Below are 17,204 nucleotides of genomic sequence, written 5' to 3' on the forward strand. Positions count from 1 at the left end.
GAATCAGACGCTATTGTAGCATAGTCATCTCTGGTAGAGGGGGCGGCCTGTAGCCGCCCGCCGTAGCGCAGCGAGATCATCGCATCATTGCACAAAGCGGCTTATTGATATTGAGGGAAGCGGATCTTTGCCCCTGTGATCTGGGCCGGCGGTGTCTTGACAGCGCCTAAGCTCGAATTTATACTCCGACTATAGATATTTATTGAATGACTAGGCGGAGTATGATATATGGAGTACACCACGGCATCCCTGAGGACAGCGGAGCGGCGGCCCTGGCGTCCACGGGCGATCCCGCGCCTCGGCCTGCTGCTCGTCAGCCTGCCGATGCTCGTGTACCTGCTGCTGCCCATCCTGGCCCTGATCACCCGCATCGATCCGGCCGCGCTCATGGCCAACCTGATCAGCCCCGAGCTCGGCCAGGCGATCGGGCTGAGCATCACGACGACGGCATGCAGCACGGCGCTGGGGCTGACGCTGGGCACGCCGCTGGCCTACCTGCTGGCCCGGCGGCGCTTCCGCGGGCGCAGCCTGCTCGACACGCTGGTCGAGCTGCCGATGGTGCTGCCCCCGTCGGTCGCCGGGATCGCGCTGCTGATCGCCTTCGGGCGGCGCGGCATGATCGGCGGCTGGCTGGATGATCTCGGCCTGTCCCTGGCCTTCACCACCGTGGCGGTGGTGCTGGCGCAGACCTTCGTGTCCGCGCCGTTCTACATCAAGACGGCCGTGGCCGGGTTTGCCGGGGTGGATCGCGAGATCGAGCAGGCCGCCGAGATCGACGGCGCATCGCCCCTCCAGGTCTTCGCCTGGATCACGCTGCCGCTGGCCTGGCCGGTGCTCCTGGGCGGCCTGGTGATGAGCTGGGCGCGCGCCCTCGGCGAGTTCGGGGCCACGATCATCTTTGCGGGCAACTTCCCCGGGCGCACGCAGACGATGCCGCTGGCGATCTACCTCGGCTTCGAGCTCGACCTGGATCTGGCGCTGACCATGGCGCTGATCTTGCTCGCTGTCTCCTTCTTCGTGCTGTGGCTGGTCAAGATGATCCTGCGCCAGCAGGTGGATGCGCCGTAGTCTTGTTGACAGCATACTGAGATCATGCCATACTGTACTCATTCATTGAATATTTGTATATTGATATCGAAACTACCCTCCCCCCTCGGCAATGCTGCTGCTGCCACCGCTGCCATCCACCATGTGACGGCCCTACGCACCGCGTCGCCCCGCCTCGCATACCTGTATTGGTAGCGGCGGGTGAGCGCGGATGGCTTCCCCGTTATTTGTTGCCGATGGAGGTTTGGATGAGACGATCGCCCATTGTCCTGCTCGCGCTCCTGCTCACGCTGCTGCTGGCCGCCTGTGGCGGCGCGCCCAGCGCCCAGCCGCCCGCCGCGCCGGCAGCGCCGCCCGCAGCCGAGCCCGCCGCGCCGACAGACTCCCCGCCCACCGCAGAGCCCGCCGCAGAGCCCGCCCCAGCCGTCGAGACCACCCTAAACGTCTTCGCCGCCGCCTCGCTGACCGACGCCTTCAAGGCGATCGCGCCCGGCTTCGAGGCCGCCCACCCCGGCGTGACAGTCGTCTACAACTTTGCCGGCTCGCAGCAGCTGGCGACCCAGCTTGACGGGGGTGCCCCGGCCGATGTGTTCGCCTCGGCCAACCGCAAGCAGATGGACGCCGCCATCGCCAGCGCGCGGGTGGCGGGCGGCAGCGAGCAGATCTTTGTGCGCAACCAGCTGGTGGTGATCGCCCCCGGAGATAACCCCGCCGGCATCACCACACTCCAGGATCTTACCAAGCCCGGCCTCAAGCTGATCCTGGCCGATACGGCCGTGCCGGTGGGCCAGTACGCCCTCGACTTCCTGGCCAAGGCCAGCGCGCTGCCGGAGTACACCGAGACATACAGCGCGACCGTGCTGTCCAATGTCGTCTCCTACGAGAACAACGTGCGCGTGGTGCTGACCAAGGTGGCGCTGGGCGAGGGCGACGCGGGGATCGTCTACACCACCGACGCCGCACTCGAAGCCGACAAGCTCACGCTGATCGCCATCCCCGACGAGCTCAACACGATCGCCAGCTACCCGATCGCGCCGGTCGCCGACAGCGCCGCGCCCGAGCTGGCCCAGGCATTTGTCGACTACGTGCTGAGCCCCGCGGCCCAGCAGGTGCTGGCGCAGTACGGCTTTATCCGCCAGCACTGAGCCGCTGAGCGGGTGAGCGCGCTGAGCCACCAGCACTGAGCCACTGAGCGGGTGAGCGCGCTCACCCGCTCAGGCCACACCCGCTCCGCGCTCCGCGCCAAGCTGCTTGGCGCAGGTGGCGAGCCAGGCAAGGATGGTCTCGATCTGGCTGACGCGGAACTGCTGCACCAGCCGGGCGTAGTCCTGACCGGCCTCGTGCTGCGGCTCCTGGGAGCGGAGCCCGGCCAGCCATGCATGGCACGCCTCCTGCTGGCGGGAGACCAGCGCCCGGGCGGCGTCGCCGCCCTCCTGCTGCGCGAAGTAGAGCTTGGCCGGGAATTCTAGCTGAAAGTCGCGCCCGTGGGGCACCGGGCTAGCGATCCAGGCCTCAAACGCCGCATCCCCCGTCGCGGTCAGCCGAAAGACCTTGCGTGGCGGCCGCGTCGCCTGGGTCTCAACCTCGCTGGTGAGATAGCCCTCCTGCTCCAGATGCAGCAGCTCGGCGTAGACCTGGCTCTGCTTCCAGCCCCAGGACAGACCCAGCTCCTCGGTGGCGCGCAGGCGCTGGGCGATCTCGTAGCCGTGGAGCGGCTGCTGGCGCACAAAGCCGAGCAGCCCGTGCTCAATAGTGAGGGGCGCCTTGACCATGGGCATACGCTGGCTCCTGCTGCTGGGCGCTGGCGCTATGGGTCAGACACCCGTACATGTTCATCGCTCAGAGTATGGCCGGGCATGACGGTTCTGTCAATTGCGCCGACGCCAGACGTTGACAGTGCGGCGCAGGTGTTTAATAATTTCACTCAATAAATTAGTATCTGCGCCTCACACCCAGTCCCCCTGGAGCAGCTATGAGCCCCCGTCGCCAATCGCCGCTGACCATCGAGCTTGCCCTGCTGGGCTTCATCAGCCAGCAGCCCATGCACGCCTACGCGGCCTACCAGCAGCTCACCGCCCCCGACGCCCTGGGCAGGATCTGGCAGCTCAAGCTGAGCCACTTCTACGCCCTGGCGAGCAAGCTTGAGCGCGCCGGCTACCTGGCGACGGAGCTGGAGCCCCAGGGCGCGCGCCCGCCCCGCAAGGTGCTGCGTGTGACAGAGGCAGGCGCCGCCGCCTTCGCCAACTGGCTCGCCACGCCGGTGGACGATCCGGCGCAGCTGCGGCTCGACTTTCTGGCCCGGCTCTACTTCGCCGAGCGCGCCGGGCCTGCCGCCGTGCGCTCACTGCTGGCGGCCCAGCGCGCGGCGGGCAGAGCCTGGCGCGACGCGATGCGCGCGCAGCTCTTGGGCAGGGCCGGACAGCCCGACGCCGGGCTCTTCCTCCAGCTGCGTATTCGCCAGCTGGAGAGCTTCCTGGCATGGCTCGACCGCACGCTCGCCGCGCCGCCCGAGGCCAGCGCGGTCTCCTTTAGCATCGCGATGCTCGCCGACTGCGCCCAGGCCGATCTGGCCACCGACTTTGTGGACGCAGTGCGCGGGCCTGCGGGTCAGGCGGCGCTGCTTCACGCCGGCTTCTACCCGACCGTCGCGGCCTTCCTTGAGAGCGCGCCGCTCGATGAGCCGGCGCCGGTGAGGATGGGCGAGCGCACCCTGACCGTCTTTGCGGCCGCCTCGCTCACCGGCCCCTTCCACGCGATCGGGGCGGACTTCTGCGCGGCGCACCCGGGCGCGGCGCTGCGCTTCGTCTTTGATGGCTCCTACGCCCTGTCCGCGCGGCTCAGCCGCGGCGAGACGGCGGATATCTTCGCGCCCGCCCATCGTCAGGCGATGGATCTGGCCGTACACGCCGGGCGGGTCTGGCGCGAGAGCGTGTACGCCTTCGCCTCAAACCAGATCGCGGTGGTGGCGCTGCGCAGCAACCCGACGCGGATCACGCGGCTCGATGACCTGGCCCGGCCGGGGATCAGGCTGGCCCTTGGCTCGGAGGCGACGGCGATCGGCCAGTACACGCAAGAGTTCCTGTCTCAGGTTGAGGGCCGGGGCTTCTTCGGCACCCAGGGGAAGGACGCCGTGCTGCATAACGTCGTGCGCTATGGCGAGAGTATCACCGAGGTGCTGGAATCTGTCACCTGCGGCGAGGCGGACGCCGGGATCGTCTTTGCCTCCGATGGGCGTCAGGCCGACGGCGACATATACGTGCCGATCGCGCTGCCGATTTTGGGCTAGTGGTCTCTTATGTTCATGGTGGATTGGCGGCACCCGTTGGGGCGCAGCAGCGCGGCGCTGCTGCGCCCTTACACCTCAGCTTCAGCGAGTCACGTCGCTAGCGCGATTGCAGCTAGAGCATCATGATGGCGAGGCTGAGGATGACGAGCAGGGTGAGTGCGGCGACGAGGGCCAGGCTCTCGCTCATGGATTGGCGGCTGACCCTGGGGCGCGCGTAGGAGCTGAGGTCTATGCCGAGCAGGTCGCTGTAGCTGCGCAGGGCGACCCGCAGCTTGTCGCGGGGGATGTAGCTGAACTGCTCCAGCTCGATGGCCTGGAGGAACTCCCAGCGCACCCCGCAGGCCTGGCCGGCGTCGTGCAGGCCCGCGGGCTGGGCGATCTGCGCGGCGGCGGCCAGGAGATCGCCGGTCGCCGCTTCGTCGCCGGCGGCGGCCAGGGCCGCGCCGAGCAGCCGGATGGCCTCGTCGGCGGGCCGGGCGGCCAGGGCGGCCAGGGCGGAGCAGCGCAGGGCGGGGCTGCGGTCGGCCAGGGCGCGCTGGAGCAGCGGGGCACCCTCGGCGTGGCCGGGCGCGCCGGCCAGGGCCAGGGCGCGCAGCTCGCCGGGGCACTCGGGGTCGGCGATCAGGGCGGCGGATGCGGCGGCCCGGCGGCCCGCGCCGCCGGCCCCGGCGAGCAGGGCGTCCAGGCCGGGGCGCAGGGCTTCCCCGAGCAGGGCGGGGCGCAGAGCGGGGGCGGCCAGGGCGACGGCGTGGGCGCGGGCGGCCAGGGCGAGGATGTCGGCCTCGGCGGGGGGGGCGTCGAGGCCGGCCGGCGGCGCGGGCCGGGCCGCCAGGATGTCGGCGGCGGCCCAGCGCAGGGTCTCGCCGATGTCTGGGCGGTCAATAAGCATAAGGAGCAGATCAGCCAGCGGGTGGCCCGGCTGGCGCTCCGCCAGCGCGTAGAGCGCGCGCGTCGCTCGTTCCTGGTCGCCAGGCCCTACGGACGCGAACATGTCCGGCAGCCCCGGCCCGATCATCGACAGGAGATCCTGCTCATCGCGCGCGGCGAGCAGCTCGACGAGGCGCAGACCCTGCGCGGGCGCCTCGGAGGGGCGCTCGCGCAGACAGGAGGCCAGCCCGCGCAGGGCGCCCGGGCTGGGCTCACCGTCGGCCCAGAGCAGGTTGAGGACGGGGCGCGGGTCGCCGAGCAGGCCGGCGGCCAGGGGGGCCACGGCGGCGACCTCGTGGGCGGGCAGGGCGGCCAGGGCGGCCAGGTCTGCGCCGCCGGCGAGGCCGCGGGCAAGACGGTAGTGGCGCAGGGCAGCGCGGCCAACGCTCAGGCGGCCGTCGGCCTCGTCGAGCAGGGGGCGGGCCAGAGCGTAGGCCTGCTCGTAGAGCTGCGGGCGCGAGGCGGAGACGCCGGCGATCGGGTAGATCAGCGCCATGAGCAGCAGGTCGCCGACATTGGCGCGCAGGGCGGCCAGGGGCTCGCGCCCGAGGGCGGCGATGATCGGGCCTGAGTCGTGGCCGGGGAGCAGGCGGCCGAACCAGATGGCGAGGGCGTTGTCGTCGGGCGAGGCGAGGGCGAGGCTGGCGATGCCGGGCCACTCCTCGCCGGGGGGCAGGCAGATCGCCACGCGGGCGGCGGCCCAGCCGGTGGCGGCGAGAGCGTAGCCGCGCCAGACGGCGCGGCGGTCGGCCGGGAGATCCTCCCAGTCGTCGATGAGCAGGAGCATGGGGTGGCCGCCCTCGGCGTAGGCCGGGGGCAGGCCGGCGCGGTGGATGGCCCCGGCCACCACGGCGCGCGGGCTGAGGTTGGGCGCGTCATCGGCGGCGAGGCTGAGAGCGATGGCCGGGCCGCCGGCGCCGGCGCTCACCCAGCGGTGCTGGAGCTGGAGCAGGGCCAAGCTGCGCCCGGAGCCCGGCGGGCCGCAGAAGGCGAGGCCGCCCGGCCGGGCCAGGGCCGCGTCCAGGTCGGGGGCGAGGGGGATATCGAGCAGGCCCGGCAGCAGGCGGACGGCGGGCTCGCCCTGGATGCGGCGCTGGGCCTCGTCGCGCGCGCGGCGGGCAGGGCGCCCGCCCTGGAGGAAGGCGAGGGAGCGGGGCGTAAGCATCGGCGGCACCTTTCACGCGGGGCGGGCACATCGCTATACTGAACGCCCCCGTTGGCCCCCGCTATGGCGTGAAGATTACAGAGGGGTGACAGGCGAGTGTTGAGTGTTGAGTGTTGAGCACTCGACACTCAACACTCAACACTCAACACTCATTAATCCACCCTTTAGGCGCGTTTTACGCCCGGCTTAGGCGGCCGCGGTACATAGAGAGGTGTCGGGTTCAGATGTTAGACGAGGAGCATTGTGATGCGACGGTTACTCTCTCTGCTCGCGGTTGGCTGCCTCGGGCTGCTGGTCGGCGCGCCGGCGGCCTTCGCCCAGGGCGCCACGACGCCGCCCCCGGTGCAGGGGCTCACGCTGTTCACCCGCTTCCCCTCGGAAGAGGTGGCGCTCGGCGACGCGATCAGCTTCCCGCTGGTGCTGCGCGCCGACAGCGCGCAGATCGCGCAGCTGAGCCTGCGCGACCTGCCGAAGGGCTGGACGGCCACCCTGCGCGGCAACGGCAAGATCATCCAGTCGGCCTATGTGAACCCCGGCGAGGACGCGAGCGTGGACCTGCGGCTCGACCCGCCGAAGGATGTGGCCTCGGGCACCTTTAAGATGAGCGTGGTGGCCAGCGGGGCCAGTGAGGTGGCGCTGCCGCTGAGCGTGATGATCGAGCAGAAGCTGCCGCCGAGCCTGGAGTTTAGCGCCGACCTGCCGACCATCCGCAACGCGCCAGGCAGCACCTTCACCTTCAACACGACGCTGAAGAACGCCGGGGACACCGACCTGACGGTGAACCTGGTGGCCCAGGCCCCGAACGGCTTCGACGTGAAGTTCAGCACCGCCGGCCAGGATGTGACCAGCCTGCCGATCACCGCCAACTCCTCGAAGAATATCACCGTGGCGGTGAGCACGCCCAGCGACGCCCAGGCCGGCTCGGTGCCGATCCAGGTGAAGGCCGAGGGCGGCGATATCTCGGCCGACATCGCCCTGACCGCCGAGGTGGTCGGTACCTCGAAGGTGAACCTGACCACGCCGGACGGCCGGCTCTCGGGCGACGCCTACATCGGCGCGAGCACGCCCTTTACGCTGGAGGTGCGCAACACCGGCAGCGCCCCGGCCAAGGGGATCACCGTGAGCGCCTCGCCGCCCGCAGGCTGGAAGGTCGACTTCAGCCCGGCCCAGATCGACTCTATCCCGCCCGGCGACCAGGTCGAGGTGACGGCCAGCGTCCACCCGGCCGACCAGGCCGTGGCCGGGGACTATGTGATCGGCTTCAGCGCCCGCCCGGCCGAGGGCAGCACGAGCTCGGCCGACTTCCGGGTGACGGTGCTGACCTCGACCCTGTGGGGCATCGTCGGCATCGGCCTGATCGCGGTGGCGGTGGCGGTGGTGGGCCTGGCGGTGATGCGGTTCGGGCGACGCTAGCTGCGAAGGATGAAGGATGAAGGATGAAGGATGAGCGGCACTCATCCTTCATCCTTCATCCTTCATCCTTCGCCCGGAGGGCACTATGAGCGAGATTGTGCTGGAGACAATGGGGCTGACCAAGCGCTACGGCGACTTCACCGCCGTCGAGTCCTTAGACCTGACCATCCGGCGCGGCGAGGTCTTCGGCCTGCTGGGGCCGAACGGGGCCGGGAAGACGACGACCATCCTGATGCTGCTCGGGCTGACCGAGCCGAGCGCGGGCGAGGTGCGGGTGCTGGGCATGGACCCGGCCCGCCGCCCGCTGAGCGTGAAGGCGCGGGTGGGCTACCTACCCGACCAGGTGGGCTTCTACGACGGGCTCTCGGCGCGCGAGAACCTGGCCTACATCGCGCGGCTGAACGGCATGCCCCGCCGCGAGTCGGCGCGGCGGATCGGCGAGTCGCTGGAGCGCATGGGGCTTGGCGAGGTGGCCGGCAAGCGGGTGGGCGCCTTCTCGCGCGGCATGCGCCAGCGGCTCGGGCTGGCCGAGATCCTGCTGAAGCGGCCGGAGCTGGTGATCATGGACGAGCCGACCCTCGGGCTGGACCCGGAGGCGGCCCGCGAGTTCCTCGACCTGATCCGCAGCCTGCGCGGCGAGGGGATCACGATCATGCTCTCCTCGCACCTGCTGCACCAGGTGCAGGCCGTCTGCGACCGGGTGGGCCTGTTCTCGGGCGGCCGCATGGTGCTGGAGGGGCCGGTGGGAGACCTGGCACGCCAGGTGCTCGGCGGGGGATACCGCATCCAGATCGAGGCCGAGGGCGGCAGCGACCTGGAGGGCGCGCTCGGCCGGGTGGCCGGGGTGACGCGGGTGAGCCCGGCCGGGCCGGGCCGCTACGACCTGGAGGCCATGAGCGACCTGCGGCCCCAGGCCGCCCGCGCCGTGGTCGAGTCGGGCGGCCAGCTGCTCGCGCTGACCAGCGAGGTGCCGAGCCTGGAGGAGATCTACGCGCGCTACTTCCAGAGGGAGGCAGGCCATGCTCGCGCAGCCTAGCAAGTCGGCGGCGGCCACCGTCGAGGCGCCGGCCACGGCCCGCGAGGGATCGCCCTGGACGGGCCTGTGGGCGGTGGTGGCCAAGGAGATGGCCGACTACCTGACCAGCACGCGCATGTTCATCCTGGAGCTGATCACCGTGCTGACGGCGGCGGGCACGGTCTACAGCGCGGCCCAGCAGCTGCGGACGACGGTCGGGCAGGACCAGTTTCTGTTCCTGCGGCTGTTCACCACCGCGCAGGACCCGCTGCCGGCCTTCGTGGGGTTCCTGGTCTTCCTGGTGCCGATCATCGCCATCGCCCTGGCCTTCGATGCGGTGAACAGCGAGTTCAGCCAGCGCACCATGTCGCGGCTGCTGGCCCAGCCGATCTACCGCGACGCGCTGCTCTTCGGCAAGTTCCTGGGCGGGCTGTTCACCCTATCCCTGGTGCTGAGCACGATCTGGCTGCTGATCACCGGGCTGGGCCTGCTGCGGCTGGGGGTGCCGCCGGGCGGCGAGGAGGCCGCGCGCATCCTCTGGTTCCTGCTGCTGACGATCGCCTACGGCGGGGTCTGGCTGGCCCTGGCGCTGCTCTGCTCGATCGTCTTCCGCCAGCCGGCCACGGCGGCGATGACGGCCCTGGCGGGATGGCTCTTCTTCACGATCTTCTGGGACATCCTGGCCAAGATGCTGGCGCAGCTGATCAGCCCGGTGCGGATCGGCACGGCCAGCGAGCTGATCGCGCAGGCCCAGACCCAGATGGCCCTGACGCGGATCTCGCCGAACACGCTCTACGGAGAGGCGGCGGTGGGCCTGCTGAACCCGGCGGTGCGCTCGCTGGGCCTGGTGCTGCCGAGCCAGATGGACCAGGCGGTGCCGGGGGCGCCGCTGCCGCTCGGCCAGAGCCTGCTGGTGGTCTGGCCGCAGCTGACGGGGCTGGCGGCGATCACCATCCTGCTGTTCGCCCTGGGCTACGTGCTCTTCCAGCGCCAGGAGATCCGCGCCTAGCGCACAAGGAGAGGGTTTTAGGGAGAGCCGTCACTCTCCCTAAAACCCTCTGAGACCGATACGCGGTAGGGACTAATCCCTGACTCTCGGGCGGGCGGCGGGGCCGCCGGGAGCGCGCCGCCGCGCTCGATCTGATCGAGCCCATCGTCGAGGTTCTCGAATCGGCTCGGGTCGGGCGCGGGGCCGGATGCCAGCGGGCCAACGTCGCCGCTGTCCGTGCCAAACTCGGTCGTGAGCGGGCGCACCGGCAGCGCCGTGTAGCTGGCCGGGGTCGGCTCGAAGCGCTCCCAGCCGAAGCCGGGGAAGTAGACCTCGGGCCAGCTGTGGGCGACATCCTCGCGCACCTCGTAGATCGCGCGCTCGACGTCGAAGACCCCGCCGGCGTAGCCCTGCACCCAGCGCGCCGGCACCCCCAGCGAGCGCAGCATCATCACCATCGACGAGGCGTAGTAGTCGCAGTAGCCCTCGCGCTGGGTGAAGAGAAACCAGTCCACCGGCTCGGCACCGGGGGGCGGGGCCGGGATGGACTCGTTGTAGCGGAAGGTGCGCAGGTAGTCCTGGATGGCGACGGCCTCGTCGTAGGGCGTGCGCGCCCCGGCGTTGGCGATGATCTGCGCGGCGCGCTCGCGGGTGCGCGCGGTGATGCTGTCGGGCAGCTGGAGGTAGCGCTCGCGCACCCAGGTCGGGTAGTCCGTCCCGGCGGCGCGCAGGCTCTGCACGTCGGCCCGCGAGACCAGCGCGGTGACGGTGTAGACCTTGCCGGCGCGCAGGTCGTCCTTGGTTACGATCAGGGCGGTGTCGTCGTAGTTCGGCGTGGCCTGGGTGCCGGCGCGCAGGTAGTTGTGCTCGACCAGGGTCGGCAGCGAGAGCGCGCGGGCGGTGCCGCCGACAAACAGCAGTCCGTCGCTGCGGTCCTGGGCCAGGGTGAAGGTCTCCGTCACCACGTGGCGGCGCACGGTGTCGCCGACGGGGATGGGCGCCCCGGCATCGAAGGGCGTGCGGGCCTGCTCGGGGGTGCTGGCGCCGAGGGTGGCGCGGGCCTGCTCGCCGGTGGTGTTCTGCCAGCGCCCGTCGCTATACTTGTCGAAGGCCACCGCCCGCCAGTAGTCGAAGTCCGTCGAGCGGACGCTCATCACCAGGCCGTCGTTCAGCCGGCGCGAGCCGCCGAGCTGGGCGCTGCGGGCGGTGAAGGCGCCGCTGCCCGCGCCGGGCGGCGCGTTGAGCGTGGCGAAGGCGTCCTCCCAGCGCTCGCGGGCCAGCTTGAAGGGCCGGCTGAGCGCCTCCCATGTGCGGGTTGCCCGGTCGACGGTGATGTTGCCGGGGATCGTCGCCGTGATCAGGATGAGCAGGCCGCAGACCACCGCCGCCGACCAGAGGAAGCGCACGGGGAGCAGGTCGGGGTACTCGATCTGCTGCGCGTCCCACTGGGCCTGGCGGTGGGTGATGTTCTGGTGGACGAGCAGCAGCAGGGCGGCGGCGAGGAAGACGAAGAAGGGGGCGTTCGGCTTGGGCAGCACGTAGGTGTAGTTGATCAGGGCCAGGGCGGCGTTGACGGTGAGCGACCGCCAGACCCAGCCCCGGCGGAAGACCATCCAGGCCGAGCCGTAGGCCAGCGCCCAGCAGAGCAGGCAGAGGGCGGCCACAAAGAGCAGCAGGTCCTCGCCGCGCCCGCCGCCGCCCAGCACCCGGCCCCAGATGATCGTGCGGATCAGCAGCTCGGTGCCCCGGTCGCGCCAGGTGTCGAGCGTGGGGCTCATCTGCGCGCCGAGCAGCTGCACGGCCCAGACGACGGCGAGCAGGGCGCTGAGCATGTGGGAAAGCCAGCCCGGCACCCAGCGGGTGCGCGCGAAGATCACGCCCAGGAAGAAGCCCGGCAGGCTCATCGGGATGAGCACGCTCAGGCCCGGCGCCCAGCGCGAGATCGACAGGCTGTAGATCACCGCCCCGCACATGATCATGGCGAGCAGCACGCCGGGGATCAGGTCGGTCAGCTCGGCGGTAAGTGATTTACTCCGCATCGGAAGGGTTTGTGTCGTCATACGATACCGTAGGGCCGAAGCATTCGCCTGTGTTACCCGGAATGATCGCTCGCTCGGAAAGCATGGCGCTGAATCCGAAGCCTTACGCCCGACGGGGCGAATGCTTCGGCCCTACATCGGAAATATCCGCTCAGCGTTCTGCCAGACCTGATCGGCGACCGCATCCAGCGGAAGATCGCGCAGGGCGGCGAGTCGCTCGGCCACCAGGCGCACGCGGGCCGGCTCGTTGCGCTTGCCGCGCTGGGGGTGCGGGCTCAGGTAGGGGCTGTCGGTCTCGGTGAGCAGCATCTCCAGGGGGGCCAGCCGGGCCGCCTCGTGGAGCTCCGTCGCCTTGGGGAAGGTGAGCGGGCCGGAGAACGAGAGCAGGAAGCCGATCTCAAGGCAGGCGCGGGCGTACTCCCAGTCGCCCGAGAAGGAGTGCATGATCCCGGGCTGGCCGCGGGCGGCGTCGCCGAGGATGCGCAGGGTGTCGTCCTGGGCCTCGCGGCTGTGGATGACCACCGGCAGGCGTAGCTGGCGGGCCATCGCCAGCTGCTCGCGGAAGAATCGCTCCTGATCTGCGGGCGCGGCCTTCATCCAGTGGTAGTCCATGCCGATCTCGCCGATGCCCACCACCTTGGGGCGGGCGGCCATGGCGCGCAGCTCATCCTGCCAGCCCTCGGGGGCCTCGTGGACGTGGTTGGGCTGCAGCCCGACCACCGCGTAGATCTGCGGGTGGGCCTCGGCCAGCGCCAGGGCTGCCCGTGATGACGGCAGGTCGTAGCCGATCTCGATGATGCGGGCAACCCCGGCCTCGGCGGCGCGGGCCAGCACCTCGGCGCGGTCGGCGTCGAACTGGCCGCTGGCCACATGGGCGTGGGTGTCGATCAGGCGAATCTCGCTGGGCATAGCTGCATTGTAGCATAGCCGCCGTCGCGGCATGCGGTACAATACGCGGGCCTGATCGAATTGCAGATGGTAGATGGTAGATTGCAGATTGCGGGTTGGGTGCGGCGACAATCTGCGCTCTGCGCTCTGCGCTCTGCGCTCTGCAATTGTTGGAGGGAGCATGGCGCGTAGGACGAGCAGGCCCGAGTTCGCGGTGATTGGCCTGGGCCGCTTTGGCAGCAGCGTGGCGCTGAGCCTCATCGACCGGGGCTACACGGTGCTGGGGATCGACCGCGACCCCGACATCGTCCAGCGGCTGGCCGACCGGATCACCCAGATCGTCGCGATGGACGCGACCAACGAGGACGCGCTGAACGCGATGGATATTCGCTCCTTTGACACAGTGGTCGTCTCGATCGGCACGCACTTCGAGAACAACCTGATGACCACCGTGGCCCTCAAGAGCCTCGGCGTCCACCGGGTGGTCTGCAAGGCGCTCAACGAGCGCCAGCAGCAGATCCTGCTGCGTGTTGGTGCCGACCAGGTGGTGCTGCCCGAGCACGAGGCCGGCTCACGGCTGGCCGCCCGCCTGGCCGACCCGCTGGTGCTCGATCACCTCGACCTGGGGCCGGGCTTCAGCGTGGCCGAGATCCGCGTGCCGCGCGCCTTCGTCGGCCAGTCGCTGGCCAAGAGCGACCTGCGCCGCTCCTTTGGGATCAACGTCCTGGCGGTGCGCCGCGACGGCAATCTGCTTGTCACCCCGCCGGTCGATATGATCTTCAGCGACGATGATAAGATTCTGGTGATCGGATCAGACGAGAGCATTAGCATCTTCTGCAGCCAGGCCTGATGCGCACACTCATCCCCCGCGACGACTTCGTCGTTGAGCCAGTCAAACCGCTGCCGCGCCCGCGCCGGCCCGTCCCGCCGGCCCTGCGCCTGGTGCTCGGCCTGGCGATGCTGGTTGTCCTGGGCACGCTCATCCTGATGCTGCCGATCTGCAGCACGGGCGAGCCCCTGGCCCTGAACGAGGCGCTCTTCACCGCCACCTCGGCCCTCAGCGTCACTGGCCTGTCGATCATCACCCCGGTGCACGACCTCTCGCTCACCGGCCAGGTGGTGCTGCTCGGCCTGATCCAGATCGGCGGCGTGGGCTTTATGGTCGTCACGGTGGTGATCCTGCGCCTGCTGGGGCGCAAGATATCCCTGCTCGACCGGCTCACCCTGAGCGACTCGCTGGGCCTGCTGGTGCCCGGCGCTATCCTCAAGCTCACCCGGCGCATCCTGCTCACGGTGCTGATGATTGAGGGCGGCGGCGCCCTGCTGCTCTTCCTGCACTGGCGCGGCGACCCCAGGCTGAGCGTGAGCCAGGCGGCGCTCTACGCGATCTTCCACGCGGTGTCAGCCTTCTGCAACGCGGGGTTCGACCTCTTCTCTGGCACGCCGGGCTTCCCCGACGGCATCCCGCGCGATAACTTCTCGCTGATCGTGCTCGGCGGGCTGATCTTCCTGGGCGGCCTGGGTATCCCGGTGCTGGCCGACCTGCTGCTCTATTACCGTGAGCGCCGGCTCTCGCTGCACACGCGGATCACCCTGACGGTGGTGGGCTTTCTGGTGATCAGCGGGACCGTAGGATTTTTTATCGCCGAGGGCCGGGCGGGGGTGGGCACGCTGCGCGACGAGCCCCTCGGCCGGCTGCTGCTGATCTCGCTCTTCCAGTCGATCTCGGCGCGCACCGCCGGCTTCGCCGGCATCGCCGCCTTCTCTGACCTGACCCCGCCGAGCCAGCTGCTGATGATCACCCTGATGTTCATCGGCTGCCCGCCAGCCTCAATGGGCGGCGGGATCACCACCGGCACCTTCGCGGTGCTCACCGTCTCGCTGTGGGGCTTCGTCCGCGGCCTGCCCACGCCCCGCTTCGGCGGGCGCTCGCTGGCCGCCGGCACGGCCCGGCGCGCCGCCGCCGTGCTCACGATCTCGCTTTTCGTGGTGCTGCTGGCCACCTGGCTCATCCTGATCACGCACGATGGGGTCAGCCTGGACACCGCCGCCTTCGAGGTGGTGTCGGCCTTCGCCACCTGTGGCCTGAGCCTGAACTTCACCTCGCAGCTCAACCTCTTCGGGCAGATGGTGATCGTGCTGGTGATGTTCTGGGGACGGCTGGGCGCCCTGACGATCGTGATCGCCCTGGCCCAGCAGCCCGGCCGGCCGCAGCAGATCACGTACCCCGAGGAGCAGATCTTGATCGGATAGGGGTTGGGGGTTGGGGGTGGAAGGTTGGGGCAGCTGCGGCTGCAAGGCAGATGTCCGGCTGCTGGTACAATGGCGGGACATGCGTCAGCTCCTCACCATACTGTCGCGGGCGCTACGCCCGACTACCATCGCTCTACCTGCCGCACTTCTGGCGGGTATTGCGACCATATGCCTGCTGTTTAGCGCCACGCCGCGCCGCTACGATGTGATGCCGGACCGGCTGCGCTTTACGGGGAAGGCGATCGACGCGGGGCTGCATAACCTTGAGCACTCGGCCGACCCCACCTCGCCGATGAGCTACCGCTGGACGAACGGGGCGGCCCGGATCATCCTGCCGAACCCCGGCGGTCCGCTGGAGCTGCGCCTTGAGCTGGCGGCTGGGAATGGGCGCCGCATTGACGCGCTGATCTTGACCGCCAACAACAGCCTGCCAATCACCGTAGGCCCTGGGCCGAGGGTCTACCGCATGCTACTACGGCCCGAGCGAGATGAGCTCGTCGCCCTCCGCATCGAGTCGCCCACCTTCAGCGAGCCGGGCGGGGCGCGGCAGCTGGGGGTGATCGTAGCGGAGGTCGGCGTGATCGGCGGCGGTTGGCCGACCGACATGGTGCTGGTGAGCGCGCTGCTGTCCGGCCTTGCCCTCTACCTGCTTGCCATTCGCTGGCTCCCGCCGAGGCTCGCCGCCGGCGGCGCGCTGGCGGCGCAGACGATGGCCCTGGCCTGGGAGAGCGGCTCCGGCTGGCCGCAGGGGATCTTCGCCTCGCTTGAGGCGATCGGTGTGGCCGTCGTGGCACTGGCGGCGCTCGCCCTTGAGCTTGCGCAGCCGGGCGGGATCGGCCCGCGCAGCGCCGCGCGCCCTGCCGTGAGGGTGATGGCCGCGCGTGCCGCGATGGTCGCGATCTTCCTCGTCGCGGCCATCTGGACGCAGGTTGTGGTGGTGCCCGGCCTGGCCTCCGATCTGGTGGTCTACCTGCGGGCGGCGGCGCGCTCGCTGAGCGGGGGCGACCCCTACCAGCCCTTTCTCATCGGCGCATCCTATGTCTACCCGCCGCCGGCCCTAGCCCTGTTCGGGCCGCTCACCGCGCTCACCCAGCCCGACGCCCAGGCCTTCTGGCGTCTCCTGAGCGCGCTGGCGATCATCGGCAGCATCCTGTCGCTGCGCCGCGCCTTCGCGATGGCCGTGCCTGTGCCCCTCGGCACGACATGGCTCCTCGCCCTCGCGGCGAGCTTTGCCCCGCTCTGGGAGAGCCTGACGATTGGGCAGGTGAACGCGCTGGTGCTGCTCGGCATCAGCCTCTTCATCCTCGGGTACCGCGACCGGCGCTGGGCCTGGGCCGGCGACCTCGGGCTGGCCGGGGCGATTATGCTCAAGATCTCGCCGCTGCTGCTGCTGGCCCTGCCGCTGCTGCGCCGTGATTGGCCGCGCTGCCTGCGGGTGAGCCTCGGGCTGCTCGGCCTGAGCCTGCTGGCCCTGCCCTGGTTCGGCCCGCAGCTCTGGGTGGGCTTCCTCGCCATTGTGCCGCAGCTGCTCCAGGGGGGCGATGCGAACCCCTATAACCTGTCGCTGTCCGCCATGGGCTTTCGCCTCGGCCCGAGCGCTGCCCTGATCGGCCGGCTGCTCGCCGCCGCCCTGCCGCTGCTCTGGCTGCTGCTCTGCCTGCGCGACCGGCGCGGCGACCCGCGCCCCCTCCTGGCCCTCGGCGTCCTTGTGATGATGATCGGCTCAAACTTGGTCTGGTACCACCACCTGGTCTTCCTGGCGGTGCCACTGGCCTGGCTGCTGATCGGCACGACCGTCGGGGGGCCGGCTCTGGCAGGCCTGATCGGTCTCTCCCTAGTTCAGCTCGCCGGCCCGGCTACGTTCGTCCTGGGCCTCGGGCCATGGGCCGCCGCCGCCGGCTACCTCACGCTCTTCGGAGCGACGCTCGCCGGGATGCGCCGGGCCGCCGAGCCTGATCTGATCTGATCTGAATCTTGTGGCCGCAGCTGGCCGCAGCACGCTGCGGCCCTCAATGGTACATATGTTGTTTTATGGGATAATCGCGCTGCTGACCGCGCCGCTGCTGCTCTATCTGCCCGGCTGGGCGATCGGCCGCGCCATGAACGCCGCTCCCGCCGACCTGCTGGAGCGCCACTATGAGCGGGTGGCCATCTCGGCGCTCTGGAGCGGCTGGCTGGCCCTG

The 17,204-nt window shown here is 70.1% G+C and carries 13 protein-coding genes; 9 read left to right on the forward strand and 4 right to left on the reverse strand.

Annotated elements, in window-relative coordinates; translation table 11 throughout:
- Positions 1–228 precede the first annotated feature (228 nt).
- Both K2Z83_RS09415 and modA (K2Z83_RS09420) read left to right on the forward strand, forming a co-directional pair.
- Positions 229–1,068: an ABC transporter permease gene (locus tag K2Z83_RS09415; RefSeq protein WP_220594916.1), complete on the forward strand. Its 840-nt coding sequence runs from the start codon at positions 229–231 to the stop codon at positions 1,066–1,068.
- A gap of 227 nt (positions 1,069–1,295) precedes the next feature.
- Positions 1,296–2,192 carry a molybdate ABC transporter substrate-binding protein gene (gene modA, locus K2Z83_RS09420; RefSeq protein WP_220594917.1) on the forward strand — a complete coding sequence of 299 codons (897 nt, stop codon included), beginning with the start codon at positions 1,296–1,298 and terminating at the stop codon, positions 2,190–2,192.
- 69 nt (positions 2,193–2,261) lie between these two features.
- On the opposite strand, the gene K2Z83_RS09425 is transcribed toward modA (K2Z83_RS09420), so the two are convergent.
- Complete coding sequence (locus K2Z83_RS09425) at positions 2,262–2,825, reverse strand: PadR family transcriptional regulator (protein ID WP_220594918.1); 564 nt, start codon at positions 2,823–2,825, stop codon at positions 2,262–2,264.
- Positions 2,826–3,019: 194 nt separating this feature from the next.
- On the opposite strand from K2Z83_RS09425, the gene modA (K2Z83_RS09430) reads away from it, so the two are divergent.
- Positions 3,020–4,333: a molybdate ABC transporter substrate-binding protein gene (gene modA / locus K2Z83_RS09430; protein ID WP_220594919.1), complete on the forward strand. Its 1,314-nt coding sequence runs from the start codon at positions 3,020–3,022 to the stop codon at positions 4,331–4,333.
- A 112-nt stretch (positions 4,334–4,445) separates the two neighbouring features.
- Here modA (K2Z83_RS09430) and K2Z83_RS09435 read toward each other — a convergent pair whose 3' ends face one another.
- On the reverse strand, positions 4,446–6,425 hold the full coding sequence (locus K2Z83_RS09435; protein ID WP_220594920.1) for a hypothetical protein: 1,980 nt from the start codon (positions 6,423–6,425) through the stop codon (positions 4,446–4,448).
- 246 nt (positions 6,426–6,671) lie between these two features.
- Between K2Z83_RS09435 and K2Z83_RS09440 the strand changes: the two genes are divergently transcribed.
- From K2Z83_RS09440 to K2Z83_RS09450, 3 genes are all read left to right on the forward strand, one after another.
- Positions 6,672–7,838 carry an NEW3 domain-containing protein gene (locus tag K2Z83_RS09440; RefSeq protein ID WP_220594921.1) on the forward strand — a complete coding sequence of 389 codons (1,167 nt, stop codon included), beginning with the start codon at positions 6,672–6,674 and terminating at the stop codon, positions 7,836–7,838.
- A gap of 85 nt (positions 7,839–7,923) precedes the next feature.
- Positions 7,924–8,874, forward strand: a complete 951-nt coding sequence (locus tag K2Z83_RS09445; RefSeq protein ID WP_220594922.1) for an ABC transporter ATP-binding protein — start codon at positions 7,924–7,926, stop codon at positions 8,872–8,874.
- On the forward strand, positions 8,858–9,862 hold the full coding sequence (locus tag K2Z83_RS09450) for an ABC transporter permease (protein WP_220594923.1): 1,005 nt from the start codon (positions 8,858–8,860) through the stop codon (positions 9,860–9,862). Before K2Z83_RS09445 ends, K2Z83_RS09450 begins: the two co-directional genes overlap by 17 nt.
- 17 nt (positions 9,863–9,879) lie before the next feature.
- On the opposite strand, the gene K2Z83_RS09455 is transcribed toward K2Z83_RS09450, so the two are convergent.
- Together K2Z83_RS09455 and K2Z83_RS09460 are read right to left on the reverse strand one after the other, a co-directional pair.
- Positions 9,880–11,901, reverse strand: coding sequence for a transglutaminase family protein (locus K2Z83_RS09455; RefSeq protein ID WP_220594924.1), 2,022 nt, complete (start codon positions 11,899–11,901; stop codon positions 9,880–9,882).
- Positions 11,902–12,012: 111 nt separating this feature from the next.
- Complete coding sequence (locus tag K2Z83_RS09460) at positions 12,013–12,789, reverse strand: TatD family hydrolase (protein ID WP_220594925.1); 777 nt, start codon at positions 12,787–12,789, stop codon at positions 12,013–12,015.
- A 160-nt stretch (positions 12,790–12,949) separates the two neighbouring features.
- On the opposite strand from K2Z83_RS09460, the gene K2Z83_RS09465 reads away from it, so the two are divergent.
- From K2Z83_RS09465 to K2Z83_RS09475, 3 genes are all read left to right on the forward strand, one after another.
- On the forward strand, positions 12,950–13,618 hold the full coding sequence (locus tag K2Z83_RS09465; RefSeq protein WP_220594926.1) for a TrkA family potassium uptake protein: 669 nt from the start codon (positions 12,950–12,952) through the stop codon (positions 13,616–13,618).
- A complete protein-coding gene (locus tag K2Z83_RS09470; protein ID WP_220594927.1) occupies positions 13,618–15,021 on the forward strand; it encodes a TrkH family potassium uptake protein in 1,404 nt (467 codons plus the stop codon). The genes K2Z83_RS09465 and K2Z83_RS09470 overlap by 1 nt, the downstream gene beginning before the upstream one ends.
- Positions 15,022–15,100: 79 nt before the next feature.
- On the forward strand, positions 15,101–16,987 hold the full coding sequence (locus tag K2Z83_RS09475; protein ID WP_220594928.1) for a glycosyltransferase family 87 protein: 1,887 nt from the start codon (positions 15,101–15,103) through the stop codon (positions 16,985–16,987).
- The last annotated feature ends 217 nt before the right edge of the window (positions 16,988–17,204 follow it).

This window comes from Oscillochloris sp. ZM17-4, assembly GCF_019599295.1.
GTDB lineage: Bacteria > Chloroflexota > Chloroflexia > Chloroflexales > Chloroflexaceae > Oscillochloris.

What these genes read in the sequence shown, in the direction of transcription:
- K2Z83_RS09415 (WP_220594916.1), top strand. Translation starts at nt 229, where the DNA reads ATGGAGTACACCACGGCATCCCTGAGGACAGCGGAGCGGCGGCCCTGG.
- modA (WP_220594917.1), top strand. Translation starts at nt 1,296, where the DNA reads ATGAGACGATCGCCCATTGTCCTGCTCGCGCTCCTGCTCACGCTGCTG.
- K2Z83_RS09425 (WP_220594918.1), bottom strand. Translation starts at nt 2,825, where the DNA reads ATGCCCATGGTCAAGGCGCCCCTCACTATTGAGCACGGGCTGCTCGGC.
- modA (WP_220594919.1), top strand. Translation starts at nt 3,020, where the DNA reads ATGAGCCCCCGTCGCCAATCGCCGCTGACCATCGAGCTTGCCCTGCTG.
- K2Z83_RS09435 (WP_220594920.1), bottom strand. Translation starts at nt 6,425, where the DNA reads ATGCTTACGCCCCGCTCCCTCGCCTTCCTCCAGGGCGGGCGCCCTGCC.
- K2Z83_RS09440 (WP_220594921.1), top strand. Translation starts at nt 6,672, where the DNA reads ATGCGACGGTTACTCTCTCTGCTCGCGGTTGGCTGCCTCGGGCTGCTG.
- K2Z83_RS09445 (WP_220594922.1), top strand. Translation starts at nt 7,924, where the DNA reads ATGAGCGAGATTGTGCTGGAGACAATGGGGCTGACCAAGCGCTACGGC.
- K2Z83_RS09450 (WP_220594923.1), top strand. Translation starts at nt 8,858, where the DNA reads ATGCTCGCGCAGCCTAGCAAGTCGGCGGCGGCCACCGTCGAGGCGCCG.
- K2Z83_RS09455 (WP_220594924.1), bottom strand. Translation starts at nt 11,901, where the DNA reads ATGACGACACAAACCCTTCCGATGCGGAGTAAATCACTTACCGCCGAG.
- K2Z83_RS09460 (WP_220594925.1), bottom strand. Translation starts at nt 12,789, where the DNA reads ATGCCCAGCGAGATTCGCCTGATCGACACCCACGCCCATGTGGCCAGC.
- K2Z83_RS09465 (WP_220594926.1), top strand. Translation starts at nt 12,950, where the DNA reads ATGGCGCGTAGGACGAGCAGGCCCGAGTTCGCGGTGATTGGCCTGGGC.
- K2Z83_RS09470 (WP_220594927.1), top strand. Translation starts at nt 13,618, where the DNA reads ATGCGCACACTCATCCCCCGCGACGACTTCGTCGTTGAGCCAGTCAAA.
- K2Z83_RS09475 (WP_220594928.1), top strand. Translation starts at nt 15,101, where the DNA reads ATGCGTCAGCTCCTCACCATACTGTCGCGGGCGCTACGCCCGACTACC.